Genomic DNA, 12,422 nt, shown 5'->3' with positions numbered 1-12,422 from the left:
CGCCTGGCAGCGCGCTTTCACCTCCCCATTCCGCGAATCCACGCGCAGGGACGGCGAGATGCGCCGCGCTAAAACGGCCGATTTCCAGTTATGGCCCCAAGCCGAACAGCGCTTGAGCCGTTGTGATGTCGGCTGTCGGGCGGTAAACCGGCCGCCGGGGGTGTGCGCGCCCCGACCGCCGCTTGTGAGACCCTTACCTGACCCCGCCGCCGCTTGAACCTCAGTGTCCGCATCGCAGACGTAACAACGAGCGGGATTTTAGAAGCCGTCCAACTAGTCTGGAATTGGTGCAACAAGTGACCGGCTCACACATCGGGGAGCCCGCGCAGTTTGAACTAACCTCATTTCGGATATTGCAGCGCTAATCTCTTGTTTGCTTAGAGAAACTGCGATGACGAAGATGCCTTTGATGGCCGCCAACGCGGCGACGACACTGATCGTGTTGCTGGCCTCGCATTTCGCAGCGCACGCTCACGATCATAACCGCCCCGAACTCAATCACTGGTTCGAGAGCCTCAAAAGTGGCAAGGGGCCATGCTGCTCACACACGGACGGAATAGCAGTCGCCAACCGCGATTGGGACAGCAAGGACAGTGGATACCGCGTCCGTTTGTACGGACAATGGTGGGGTGCCGCCGGAAGCGGTGATCACCGACCCCAACCTCACGAGACAGACCACTGCGTGGCCCGTGCATGAATATCTCGACGGCAGCGATGCATTGGGATCGCGTCATCACCAGAGCCGGAGGCAGTATTGAAGTACCAGTTCGCCGAGTTCGAGATCGACCTCAGCCAGCAGGAGCTGCGCAGGCGTGGCGAGTTCATTCATATCGAACCTCAGGTCTTCGACCTTATTGTTCATCTGGTGCGTAACCATGATCGGATCGTAAGTAAGGATGAGTTGATTGAAACCATTTGGCACGGTCGAATCATTTCCGAAGCAGCGCTCAGCAGCCGAGTTAACGCAGCCAGGCGGGTGCTTGGTGATAACGGCAACGACCAGTCGCTCATTCGTACACAACACAAACGTGGCTTCCGATTCGTCGGACACGTTCAAACAGTCTCAGCGTCGGAAGCGAACGCTCAGCGTGCTAGCGAGCGAAGTATTGGTTCGGAAAGCAAATCCACCACTGTTTCCGTCGCGACCGAGGTGTCCAACCTCGACAACATCGTCTCGGAAACAGTCAGGGCCGAGGCTGTTGCGCGCTTGTCGATCGCCGTAATGCCGTTCGGGAACATGTCTGATGACCCCGATAACGATTACTTTAGCTACGGTCTAACGGAAGATATCATTCGTCTTCTCGCTCGGAACAGGTGGCTGTCGGTCATTTCGCGGCACTCAACCATCGGCTTCCAAGGGCGGATGGTCGACGCACGGGAGATAGGCGAACAGCTGAGCGTAAGGTATGTGCTCCTCGGCAGCGTACGAAAAAATCGCGACACGGTGAGGATAACGGCGGAGTTAGTCCGGGCAGCGGACGGGCAGCAACTGTGGTCGGACAAGTATGATCTGCAGCTTGAATACATTTTTGATATTCAAGACGAGATGGCGAGGCAGATTGCTGCAACGATCGAACCCGAGTTGTCCAAGGTCGAGCAGCAACTCGCTGCCCGCAAGCCTCCCGAAAGCCTCGACGCATGGGACTGCTACCAGCGCGGTCTATGGAATTTGTGGCGCTTTACTACTCCGGGATTTGATTCTGCTGAAACGTATTTCAAGCGTGCCATCGCGGAAGATCCATACTTTGCTCGGGGGCATGGCGCTCTCAGCTACGTAAATGTACAACGTGCGTTTCTAGACGAACCGAGAGACCGCTTAGCGCGACTTGAAACCGCTTTGCGGCAGGCGCAAACGGCAGTAGCCCTCGACGACCTTGATTGCTTTTGCCAATGTGTCCTAGGTCGGGTCCTGTGCCTAACTCGTCACAACGACGAAGCACTGGCGGCTCTCGATCTTTCCTTGGAGCTAAACCCGAGTTTTGCCCAGGCCTATTTTGCACAAGGCTTTAATTTGCTGTGGCATGGCCGAGAGACCGATGCTGAGACCTTGCTCGACCGCGCGACCGTGCTCAGTCCACGGGACAGCCATCTTTGGAGTTTCCATCACGTTCGCGCTTGGACTCACTTCTCTCTAGGCGAGTACGATATAGCAGTCGAGTTCGCACGACGGGCAACTCGACTGAGCAATGCGACATATCAAGCGTTCGCCCCACTGGCCGCTTCACTAGGCATTCTCGGTGATAAGACACAAGCGGAAGCTGTTGCTGCTGACCTGCTTCGGCGTAAGCCCGGCTACACTACTGAAACTGCTCGTCAGGAACTTTTTTATTGCAACGATCCGGACCTTCTCGATCGTTTCATTCGCGGTCTAAGTAATGCAGGTATTTCGCAGCCTCGAGCTTAGGACGTACACCCGCGTAGCCACGTCGCGTTTTGACCCATCCCGCCTGACGGCGAGGTCCCAGGAAGGCGGCCCCTTTTAAAGGAGCCGCGGAGTTTCGAAGTCGGACTATCGATCGAAATCGCGAGCAGCGCAGCAGCTTGGAAGCGATCTGTTCTTTCCCCGTATCTTCACGCGATTGAGAGCGCTGCGTGATCGCCCCGCTGCCCTTTGCCTCAGCAAAAAATCCACGGCATCTAAAGAAATTCCGGATGCCGGCTTCAAGCATGCGCGGGCCAGGGCGCGTAAATCGATCTGACATTTGGCGAGCGCAAAGCCCGCAAGAGCCGAGTGAGAGGAAGATTTACGAATCTTACCTCGGGTTTGTCACCAGAGGAGAACAAGATGACGACGACGAGTGCAAGCGCGACAATCAATAATGGCGTCAACGTCGAGGCGTTGTTAGGTGCCCGTATGGCACTTGAGCAAGCGCCTGAGGCGGCTCAGTTCAAGTGGCGAGCGAGCTGCGAATGGGTGAATGGTACGCACAGCCGCTCCGCTATTGGCAGTTTCTTTGGGCTCGGAGCCGAGCAGTCCCGCAACAAGACGTTCACCGTCGAGGCAGATCACCCGCAGGTCTTTGCCGCCGAAGACAGTGCTCCGACTCCTGTCGAGCTTGTCCTTTCCGGACTCGCGAGCTGTCTCACGGCGGGTGTTGCTGCGATTGCCCAGCGCCGCGGCATACAGCTCCATTCGGTCAGGGCGTCACTCGAGGCCGACATGGATATTCAGGGAATCCTGGGCATCGACGACGAGGTGCGCAATGGCTTCGGCGCCATTCGCGTCCACTTCGATATTCGCGCCGATGCGAGCGAAGACGATATCAGGGCGTTGGTAGCTCAATCGCAGAAGCGGTCGGCCGTATTCGACATCGTGACCAATCCGACGAACGTCTTCGTGACCGTCAACTGAGGACGACGGTTGGAGAAAAAGGAGCGAGCGCTTTGGGATTCGCGACCGCCATCATTATAGGCGCCGGCCAATCCGGATTGGCCATGAGCTGGCATCTGAGCACGCGTTCGATCGACCACATGGTCCTTGAGCGCGGCGAGGTAGCCAACTCATGGCTGACGGAGCGGTGGAACTCGCTGCGCCTTCTGACGCCCAACTGGCAAACTCGACTGCCAGGATACGCCTACCGCGGTGATGATCCCGACGGATTCATGACGATGTCGGAGGTCGTCAGTTTCCTGCAGGGATACGCCAGGCTTTCGTGTGCTCCAATTGTGCCGGGAGCCCGCGTCACCCGGGTAAGGCAGCAGGAGGTAGGCTACGCGGTCGAAACCAACCTTGGTCCATGGCGCTGCCGCAAGCTCGTGATCGCAACCGGCGCCTGCAACCTTGCCTCGATCCCGTCGCTCGCTGCGGGTTTGCCTGCCGCCGTGACCAGCCTCACCCCGCTGCAATACATCAATCCCGCTCTCCTGCCTAATGGCGGCGTGATGATCGTCGGTGCCTCAGCAAGCGGCATTCAGCTCGCCCGGGAGATCCGAGCGGCCGGCCGCAGAGTCGTACTTTGCGTCGGAGAGCACGTCCGGCTGCCGCGGACCTACCGCGGACGGGATATCCAGTGGTGGATGGACGCTATCGGTGCCATGGATGTTCGGTACGACACCATGGTCGAGGATATCGAAAGGGCACGGCGACTGCCGTCGCTACAGCTTATCGGAACGCCTGAGCGCGTCACGGTCGATCTCAATAGCCTGCGCAAGGCGGGCGTCGAGCTCGTGGGTCGCCTTGTCGGACTTTGTGACGGCAAGGCGCAGTTTTCGGGATCGCTCGCCAATCATTGCGCGCTGGCCGATCTGAAAATGAACCGTCTTCTCGCCAGCATCGATGATTGGGTGAACACGAGCGGACTGGCGCAGCAGTTTGCCCCGCCTCATGGCTTTGAGCCGACGGATGTCGGGTCGGAAACCAGGCTCTGCCTGGACCTGATCCGTGCCGGCATCGGTACGGTGATCTGGGCGACGGGCTATCGCCCCGACTACTCCTGGCTGGACGTCCCCGTACTCGACCGCAAGGGACGCATCCGTCACGACGGCGGGATAGTTTCTGCGCCGGGAATGTACGTCATGGGCCTGCCATTCATGCGCCGGCGCAAATCGTCTTTCATCGACGGAGCGGGCGCCGATGCTGCGGATCTCGCCGCCCATCTGAGCCAGAACCTCAATCGCGCTGCTGCCTGAGAGCAATTGTCATGAACGGTCTCCACGGTCTCGACTCACATTATGACGCGGTAGTTATCGGCGCACGCTGCGCGGGCGCGGCCACTGGCCTCCTGCTGGCCCGGTCGGGTGCAAAGGTCCTGATGGTCGATCGGCAGCCCTATGGCGCCGATACGATGTCGACGCACGCCCTGATGCGGTCCGCGGTTATGCAGCTCGAGCGATGGGGATTGATTCCGAAGTTTGCAGCGGCGGGAACACCTGCGATTCGATCGACCACGTTTCACTATGGCGACGAGATCGTTCGAGTGGATATCAAGCCGGATCACGGCGTCGATTTCCTGTTGGCGCCGCGACGCACCGTGCTCGATCCGTTGCTCGCCGATGCAGCCCGCGAAGCCGGCGCGGCGGTTCGCCATGGGACCGCTCTTTCCGAGTTGCAATTTGCATCGAACGGCCGGGTCATCGGCGCCTCGCTGAGAGATGGCAGCGGTGCGTGCATGACCGTCCGCTCGGATATCGTCATTGGTGCGGACGGCCGCCAGTCGACCGTTGCGCAGCTCGTCAATTCAAAAACACTGGTCGAAGGCTTCAATGCCTGTGGCATCGTTTTTGGCTACTTTGCAGACCTGAACAGCGATGGCCTGCATTGGCATTTCGCAAGGAATGCCGCGGCAGGGGTGATTCCAACGAACGCTGCTCACTGCGTCTTCGCGGCGGTTCCGGCTTCTCAATTTGTCGCGATATTTCGCGGCGATGTGATGCGCGGCTTCCTCCAGGTGCTGGCAGCGAGCTTTCCCGAGCTGCGCGCCAACGTTGGCAGAGCCACGCTGGTCGGCCGCCTGCGGAGCTTTGCGGGCGCAACGAGCTACCTTCGACAATGTCATGGTGCAGGGTGGGCTCTGGTCGGCGATGCCGGCTATTTCAAGGACCCCCTGACCGCGCACGGAATCACGGACGCCCTTCGCGATGCGCAATTGCTGTCGCGAGGGATCATCGACGGCGCCATCCGCGGCCTTGAGAGCTACCAGCGCGAGCGCGACGAACTGTCCTTGCCGCTTGTTCGCGCCACCGATGCGATTGCCTCGTTCTCGTGGGACCTCGACGAAGTCAAGCAGCTTCATGCCGATCTGAGCGCGGCAATGAAAGCGGAAGCCAATCACATCGCGAACTTGTCTCAACAACCGTCCCTCGCAGCATAGGAGCACGAGAAATGTCGACCGACTCACCCTGGACCCGAACGCTGGCCGGCCGACCCGCGCCAGGTCGCCGTGCTGAAAGGAGCCGCACGACCACGATGCGCGATGTCGAAATGTTCACCGAGATGACGGGCGACAAGAACCCTGTCCATTACGACGTGGAACTGGCGACTGCGTCACCCTTTGGCGGGCTTATCGTACAGGGCGGGGTCACGACCGGTCTCATGAACGCCGTCGTTGCCGAAGATCTCCCGGGACCGGGCACGGTATTTCTCGAAACAAACTGGCGTTTCGTCAAGGCCGTACGGGTCGGAGAGACGATTACCGCAAGCGTCAAAGTCGAGCACGTCCGGGACGACAAGCCGATCTGCAAGTTGGAGACCGTCGTCCGCAACGCAAGCGGAGAAGATTGCGTGGTCGGAACCGCGATAACCTACACGATGCCGTTGTCGCGGCGCGAGGCTCGCCAGGCGACGCGTGCCGTACCCAGGTGACGGGTCGGTCGTGCAGACTCAATACAACAATTGCAATGACACCGGCGCAGATCGGTCCTGCGGTCTCGCTTAGGTGAATGACGAATGCAGCGGCCTCGCATCACAACCTGGACAATCGCCTTGACCGGTTTGGCGATGGCTGCGTTTGCGGCAAATTCCGTGCTTTGCAGGTTAGCCCTATCTCAGGCCGCGATCGATCCTGCCACCTTCACCCTTGTCCGGCTCGCGTCAGGCGCGTGCGTACTGTGCATCATCCTCTCGCTTCGCCGGAAGGCTGAACAGCCAGCGGGATCGTGGCCAGCATCTGTTGCGCTATTCGCTTATGCGGCCGCGTTCTCCTTTGCATATGTCTCCCTACCAGCCGGTACGGGATCGCTCCTTTTGTTTGGCGCGGTTCAGACTACAATGGTCGGCTATGGGCTCGTTCGCGGTGAACGTCTATCCGCCTTGCAGTCGTTCGGATTGACAATTGCCGTCGCCGGACTGGCGGCGCTCGTAGCTCCCGGTGCATCGGCACCGTCCGTAATGGGCGCCTGCCTCATGCTGACTGCCGGCGTTGCGTGGGGCGCTTACTCCTTGCTCGGCCGTGGCGTTGCGGATCCCATTAGCGTGACGGGTGGCAACTTCCTGCGTTCCGTTCCAATCGCAATCTGTCTTTTCTTGTGCGCCCTTTCGTTTGGCACGCACATCACCGCCATCGGGCTCGCCTGTGCAATCCTATCCGGCGCTGTTGCGTCCGGGCTTGGCTATACGGTCTGGTACGCGGTGCTCCCAGGGCTCACGCCAGCGCAAGGCGCCTCGGTGCAGCTGAGCGTTCCAGTCATTGCGGCATTGGCAGGCGCCTTGGTGCTAGGAGAAGCAATCTCCCTTCGCCTTTCCATATCTTCGCTTGCGATACTCGGCGGAATTGCACTGGTCTTCGGCAGTCAAGAACGCGCGCCATCCCGTAGCAGATAAAATACGCCCAAGTCTGCTCTATCTCCGAACTAAAGGCGCTTGGAACCGATATCCCGCCCACGCCGCTCGCCCAGCTGACCAAAAATGAGACTTCCGCGTTCGGCCCGCAGCCGACATAACACCTCGATCCCAGACGTTTGCCTCAGGGGCAGACCGCACATGGAGCAGGGAACGCCAGGACTTCCACTCCTTGCCCGAAGCGGACATTCTGGATGTTGCTGCTCAGGAAGAGGCCGATCGCCATTGGCTCGGGGAGCGGCCGACAAACTTTTTGAATGCTCGGCTGAATGCGGCCTCGGATTCGTAGCCGATTTCATGAGCGATGGCGGCAATTTTGACGCCGGGATCGGCTAGGCGCTTGGCGGCAATCTGCATGCGCCATTGGGTCAAATACTGAATCGGCGGATAGCCCACCAAATTGGAAAATCGATCTGCCAGCGTTGAGCGCGAGGCGGCGACTTGCGCTGCAAGCTCCTCCAGAGTCCAGGGATGCGCAGGGCGCGCGTGCAATAGCGTCAGCGCGCGACCGACTAGAGGATCGCGTAATCCCGCAAGCCAGCCGGTACTGTTGTTCGCTAGTTGATCCATATGCAGCCGGATCACCTCGACGAACATCAGTTCCGACAACCGGTTGAGCACGCTTTGGCTTCCGGCGCGTTTGTTGCCCGTTTCGGCGGAGGCGAAACGGATGAATTGGTCGAGTAGGCTATGTGACGTTTGTGAGGCGTCACGCCGTAGCCGCATGAATCGCGGCAGTGAATCAAGTAGCGGATTGAACGGGCGCACATCGCAACTGAAGAACCCGCAAATCACATGGGTGTCGCTCGCACCCTCGCCACCGGTTCGAAGCGCGAAGGGCAACGCGTTGCTATCCTCGGGCCTGCGGTGCATGTCCAGGTTAGGTTTAGCGCGCATGCCGGGTGCGCTTGATATCGCATGCGGGTCGCCATGCGGAATGACAGCTATGTCCCCTTGCTCCAGTTTGACCGGCTCGAATCCGGCGTCGCCGACGAGCGATATCCAGCACGAACCCTGGGTAACGACATGATACTCGATTGCGTGCTGGGCGCCGGGCGTCACGTCGTTAGCGATCTGCGCTCCAGGCGGCGCTTCCGCAACCCATGGCGATTTTGCGGTCACATCGAAAAAGACTGACCCTGATAAGCGGACGGCGGAGAGGACATCGGACAATGCGTCCGCGCTCATGGACATGACCTCCGACATTTGCCCGCCCGCGATTAGGCCTTTGGCGCTAACGCAGCGATCAGGCAGGGATGATAGCAACTCTGGATGCACGAGCAAGAAGTCCGGCAGCGCAATCATTCAGCTGTCGCTTCGAATGACTTAAGTATCACCGCGAAAGCCGCACGCACCGTGCGCCTAGATCGCCCGTAGGCGATGTGATGCAACTTGGAAAGTTCGAGGAGATACACATGACTACAGTGATTGAATGTCATTCGCCTGTGGCGGAACAGTCCGCGGCGGACTCAACGGCACCCACGAGCACAACCGTGAACGGCATTGATACAGGGAAATTGTCCGCCACCATCGAAGCCATCAAAGCCGATGCTTCTCTTGCGAGCTTCCAGTTCAGGCTTTCCAACCAGTGGATTGGCGGCGGCGAAAACCATTCGCGCATCGACGACTTCTACGGCGTCGGCCAGGAGATGCGGCACAAACAGCCGTTTTCCCTCGTCAGCGACGAGCCGGAAGTGCTGTTGTCTCAGGACCGCGGGCCGAATGCGGGCGAGTACGTGTTGCACGCGCTCGCCAGTTGCTTGACTGGTGCTCTGGTTTTTCACGCGGCGGCGCGCGGCATTGTGGTGAAGGACATCGCCACACGGCTGGAAGGTGACATCGACTTGCAGGGCTTTCTCGGACTTTCCAAGGATGTCCGCCGCGGCTTTAAAAACATCCGCGTCCTCTTCGACATCGACGCCGATTGCGACGACTCCAGAAAGCAGGAGTTGATCGAGATGGCGCAGGCCTATTCGCCCGTCTTCGACATGTTGTCGAACGGCTTGCCGGTGAGTTGCGGGCTCGACGAGCGCGTAAAAAAAACTGAGACCGCGTGAATTTACGCCGGGGTTCGCGATGCGAACTCCGGCACTCTGTTTCCTCGTAGAGGTCCATCACCGGGTCGATCGCGAACCGACAACGGACATCGGACTCGTGCCTAGAAGTCCGGGCCCGGCGATCGGTTCAAACACAAAATACTTGTTGCGGAGCAACTAATGCCGGCCAGTGAGAAGCAGATAACACCCGAACAGATCAAGCTCGTGCAGGAGAGCTTCGCTAAGATCGCGACTATCGTCGATCAGGCTGGGATCATGTTCTACAATCGGCTATTCGAACTCGCCCCCCAGCTAAAGACGATGTTTCCGGCAGAGATGACTGAGCAGCGCCGGAAGCTAGTGGCGACGCTGGCCCTGGCGGTGAATGGGTTAGCCGACCTTCAATCGGTGCTGCCGGCGGCAGCCGCGCTAGCCAAACGCCATATCGCATACGGCGTCAAGCCTGAGCATTACCCCATTGTTGGCTCTGCGCTGCTGTGGACTTTGGAGAAGGGGCTGGGCGACGCCTGGACGGCTGAAACTGCCGAGGCCTGGGCCGCGGCCTATGCTGCGCTCTCCGCCCTCATGATCGAGGAGGCGTATGGCCGCCCAAAGAATGCCGAACGTGCCTGATGACCGCTTGTGGCCCATCGGCGAAATCCGGCGCACGTGGAACGTCCGCTTTGCGCCAGAAGCGGCCCTCTCCCGCACGTCGCAGCTTGCCCCCAAGCCGACACCCCACAAAAGAAGATCATTCTTGCCACGAGTTTCGTAGCCAACGCTGACTGCTGGGGCGCTCGTGATTTCTGTCACAGATAGAAAAATCACCCTCCGATATCAACACGAGCAGTCGAGGAACTGGCGTGCTTTGAGCCAGATGTTGTCCACGTGAGAGGAAGGAAGATCACGTCATGCCAGCATTGATTATCGGAGTGTTTCTCGTTGCTGCGTTCGCGATCAGTAGGCTCGTTTAGTAAATTGAAGTTTGCTCCCCGAAGTCTTTCAAAGCACGCTGCGCATGGTGAGACGCATCACAGATTGAATAGCAAGGCCGCGCCTATTCTTCGCCATAAAGGGAATGGTCCCTCTTGATAGTAGCAGGAGCATTCAATATGGGCGAGATTATTCGATTTGTCTCAAAGTCTGAGCGCGAGCAAGCCCGCTTAGTTCGAGAAGCCCGCGCGATATATGACAGCATCTTCCCGGCGGCTGATCCGGTTAGGGAGCAGCATGACAAGGCATCGATAAGTCATACAGTCAGCGGCACCAAAGCCCATCGCAGCGACGGGGGTCCCCTGTCGTGATCAAGGTCATCGCCGCGCTCTGCAGTCTCTCTTCTCCGACAGATTGCCACGAACAGATCGTCACCACCTCGGACTTCGCCGACATCTCGATGCAGTCCTGCCTGATGGGCGCGCCGCAGCTCGCCGAGTGGATGAACCAGCATCCGGCAGAGCGCCTGGCGGCATGGCGCTGTGTGATTGGTAACCAGGATCGCAGGGGAGCTTAGGGTGGGAAGCAGCCTCCCCAAACGCTTTGAACCGGTTAACCAGGACCGCTGCGGTTACTGACTGAGACCGTTCAATGGCCTGCCCATCGAGTAAGTTATTGTTTGCGGAGCATGAGTCCGGAAGTGGCCCGTCGCAGACGTGCGCATCCCGCAGAAGGTCCGCTTCGCGCCAAAAGCTGCCGTTCTCCAAAATGCACTCCCACAAGGCTTTGGTCATATGGCCCACGAGCGCGCGCTCCAGAACTGAACGTTGATTGGCTTTCAATCTTTTGAACGCGTAAAGGGTACAAAGCGCACAAGGCCGATGGCACGCTTGGTCGTCTCGCCAGGGCCAGTCTTTTCGACCACGGTGAGGGTCTGAGTGGTGTAAGCCGGGCCCACCGGCATCACCAGTCGGCCTCCCACTTTGAGCTGCTCAATCAGTGGCGGCGGCACCTCGCCGAGCGCGGCGGTCACGACGACTGCGTCAAAAGGACCGCATTCCGGCCAGCCAGCATAGCCGTCGCCGAGCCGGACGCTCACATTGTCGTACGAGAGATCCTTGAGGGTCTTGGCGGCTGTCTCGGCCAATTGCGGGATAATCTCGATGGTGCAGACCTTTCGTGCCAGGTGCGCAAGGATGGCGGCCTGATAGCCCGAACCCGTACCGACTTCGAGCACAACACCATCGGACGCAACGTCAGCCAGCTCAGTCATCAAGGCCACGATGAACGGCTGCGATATGGTCTGGCCGAGGCCTATCGGAAGCGGCCCGTCTGCGTACGCGATGGAGCAGTGTCGCTCGGGGACGAACAGATGGCGCTGCGTTTGCCCCATCGCCCCAAGGACTCTCTCCGACAGCCCCTGCTGCCCCAGGACATTGACATAGGACCGAGCATAAACGCGAATGGTTTCGACCATGGCGGCGCGTTCGCGGTCACACTGTGTCTCTTGCGCGATGGCTCCCCGCGCGGCAGCAAGCACATAAACCAGGAACAGCAGCAATCTCTTCATGAGCCGTGCGGTCTCCCCAATCGGTCCGCGATTAGCATCGACCGCTTGAGCGCAACACGTGTATTCGACCGATCAAAGCTTGGGACCAGGCGAACTTACGCCCCTCGGGAATTTAGGATCCCCGGCTGTCGTCGATGCATTGGCAAACGCGGCGCGCTAGCGCGGGGGCGCTACCGTGACCCCAGGCGGCGGCACGTCGTCGTCGGGCACAAAGAAGTCAAACACAGCGCCTTGCCTTTGAGGAATGACATCAGAGGCCTCCAGGCCGCCCATGAGCGGCTGCCGTCAGCGGCAGGTATACTCCGGTATGGCAAGTGTCGATAGACATCTCAATGCTCGCGTACCTCACCTGGGTCCGCCCTTAGCTGAACTCGCGCGTTCGTCAGACGTCCGCTTTGCACCAGCAGCCGCCCCCGCCAAGTCGCAGTTTGACCCGGAACGGACGTGCTGCCACTGCCGTCTCCCTCGTCAAGTATGTCTTCGGGCGGCGCTTCGTCTAGCCGGGGTTGGATCATTGCCGCGCGCCCTAAGCGGACGCCACGCTCGGCGAAAATACGATCGGCGAACTGCTGCACGTATCCGCTTGAGCCCTGCTGATGGGTCATCT

General features: G+C 59.5%; 12 protein-coding genes and 1 pseudogene. 10 read left to right on the top strand and 3 right to left on the bottom strand.

Translation table 11 applies throughout. The features are described 5' to 3' along the window. Nucleotides 1–754: 754 nt before the first annotated feature. The 6 genes from YUU_RS0141090 to YUU_RS63015 all read left to right on the top strand — a co-directional run bounded on the left by YUU_RS0141090 (nt 755) and on the right by YUU_RS63015 (nt 7,258). Nucleotides 755–2,404 carry a winged helix-turn-helix domain-containing tetratricopeptide repeat protein gene (locus tag YUU_RS0141090; RefSeq protein ID WP_027527458.1) on the top strand — a complete coding sequence of 550 codons (1,650 nt, stop codon included), beginning with the start codon at nt 755–757 and terminating at the stop codon, nt 2,402–2,404. A 381-nt stretch (nt 2,405–2,785) separates the two neighbouring features. After that, nucleotides 2,786–3,352, top strand: a complete 567-nt coding sequence (locus YUU_RS0141085; protein WP_027527457.1) for an OsmC family protein — start codon at nt 2,786–2,788, stop codon at nt 3,350–3,352. Between the two features lie 32 nt (nt 3,353–3,384). After that, the gene (locus YUU_RS0141080) at nt 3,385–4,629 is read left to right on the top strand and encodes an NAD(P)/FAD-dependent oxidoreductase (RefSeq protein WP_156944808.1); all 1,245 of its coding nucleotides are present in this window, start codon (nt 3,385–3,387) and stop codon (nt 4,627–4,629) included. 11 nt (nt 4,630–4,640) lie between these two features. Further along, nucleotides 4,641–5,810 carry an NAD(P)/FAD-dependent oxidoreductase gene (locus YUU_RS0141075; protein ID WP_027527455.1) on the top strand — a complete coding sequence of 390 codons (1,170 nt, stop codon included), beginning with the start codon at nt 4,641–4,643 and terminating at the stop codon, nt 5,808–5,810. A gap of 11 nt (nt 5,811–5,821) precedes the next feature. Next, complete coding sequence (locus YUU_RS0141070; RefSeq protein ID WP_051390171.1) at nt 5,822–6,301, top strand: MaoC family dehydratase; 480 nt, start codon at nt 5,822–5,824, stop codon at nt 6,299–6,301. Between the two features lie 84 nt (nt 6,302–6,385). Further along, complete coding sequence (locus YUU_RS63015; protein WP_027527453.1) at nt 6,386–7,258, top strand: DMT family transporter; 873 nt, start codon at nt 6,386–6,388, stop codon at nt 7,256–7,258. Nucleotides 7,259–7,480: 222 nt separating this feature from the next. On the opposite strand, the gene YUU_RS0141060 is transcribed toward YUU_RS63015, so the two are convergent. Further along, complete coding sequence (locus tag YUU_RS0141060; RefSeq protein ID WP_027527452.1) at nt 7,481–8,464, bottom strand: AraC family transcriptional regulator; 984 nt, start codon at nt 8,462–8,464, stop codon at nt 7,481–7,483. Between the two features lie 227 nt (nt 8,465–8,691). On the opposite strand from YUU_RS0141060, the gene YUU_RS0141055 reads away from it, so the two are divergent. From YUU_RS0141055 to YUU_RS0141045, 4 genes are all read left to right on the top strand, one after another. Beyond that, the gene (locus tag YUU_RS0141055) at nt 8,692–9,333 is read left to right on the top strand and encodes an OsmC family protein (protein ID WP_084801835.1); all 642 of its coding nucleotides are present in this window, start codon (nt 8,692–8,694) and stop codon (nt 9,331–9,333) included. A 180-nt stretch (nt 9,334–9,513) separates the two neighbouring features. After that, nucleotides 9,514–9,945, top strand: a complete 432-nt coding sequence (locus YUU_RS0141050) for a globin domain-containing protein (RefSeq protein WP_027527450.1) — start codon at nt 9,514–9,516, stop codon at nt 9,943–9,945. A 479-nt stretch (nt 9,946–10,424) separates the two neighbouring features. Then, on the top strand, nt 10,425–10,616 hold the full coding sequence (locus YUU_RS61825; RefSeq protein WP_084801830.1) for a hypothetical protein: 192 nt from the start codon (nt 10,425–10,427) through the stop codon (nt 10,614–10,616). Next, on the top strand, nt 10,613–10,822 hold the full coding sequence (locus tag YUU_RS0141045) for a hypothetical protein (RefSeq protein WP_027527449.1): 210 nt from the start codon (nt 10,613–10,615) through the stop codon (nt 10,820–10,822). Before YUU_RS61825 ends, YUU_RS0141045 begins: the two co-directional genes overlap by 4 nt. A 261-nt stretch (nt 10,823–11,083) precedes the next feature. On the opposite strand, the gene YUU_RS0141040 is transcribed toward YUU_RS0141045, so the two are convergent. Further along, a complete protein-coding gene (locus tag YUU_RS0141040) occupies nt 11,084–11,722 on the bottom strand; it encodes a protein-L-isoaspartate(D-aspartate) O-methyltransferase (RefSeq protein ID WP_371260575.1) in 639 nt (212 codons plus the stop codon). Between the two features lie 422 nt (nt 11,723–12,144). After that, nucleotides 12,145–12,422, bottom strand: a pseudogene (locus YUU_RS60885) (hypothetical protein); the annotation flags it as partial.

Source organism: Bradyrhizobium sp. Ec3.3 (genome assembly GCF_000472925.1).
Lineage (GTDB): Bacteria > Pseudomonadota > Alphaproteobacteria > Rhizobiales > Xanthobacteraceae > Bradyrhizobium.
Note: the sequence above shows the minus strand (reverse complement) of the source record. Positions and strands in the feature narration are given on the sequence as shown.

Coding starts and splice junctions, on each gene's coding strand:
- YUU_RS0141085 (WP_027527457.1), top strand. CDS start 2,786: ATGACGACGACGAGTGCAAGCGCGACAATCAATAATGGCGTCAACGTC.
- YUU_RS0141075 (WP_027527455.1), top strand. CDS start 4,641: ATGAACGGTCTCCACGGTCTCGACTCACATTATGACGCGGTAGTTATC.
- YUU_RS0141070 (WP_051390171.1), top strand. CDS start 5,822: ATGTCGACCGACTCACCCTGGACCCGAACGCTGGCCGGCCGACCCGCG.
- YUU_RS63015 (WP_027527453.1), top strand. CDS start 6,386: ATGCAGCGGCCTCGCATCACAACCTGGACAATCGCCTTGACCGGTTTG.
- YUU_RS0141060 (WP_027527452.1), bottom strand. CDS start 8,464: ATGAGCGCGGACGCATTGTCCGATGTCCTCTCCGCCGTCCGCTTATCA.
- YUU_RS0141055 (WP_084801835.1), top strand. CDS start 8,692: ATGACTACAGTGATTGAATGTCATTCGCCTGTGGCGGAACAGTCCGCG.
- YUU_RS61825 (WP_084801830.1), top strand. CDS start 10,425: ATGGGCGAGATTATTCGATTTGTCTCAAAGTCTGAGCGCGAGCAAGCC.
- YUU_RS0141040 (WP_371260575.1), bottom strand. CDS start 11,722: ATGGTCGAAACCATTCGCGTTTATGCTCGGTCCTATGTCAATGTCCTG.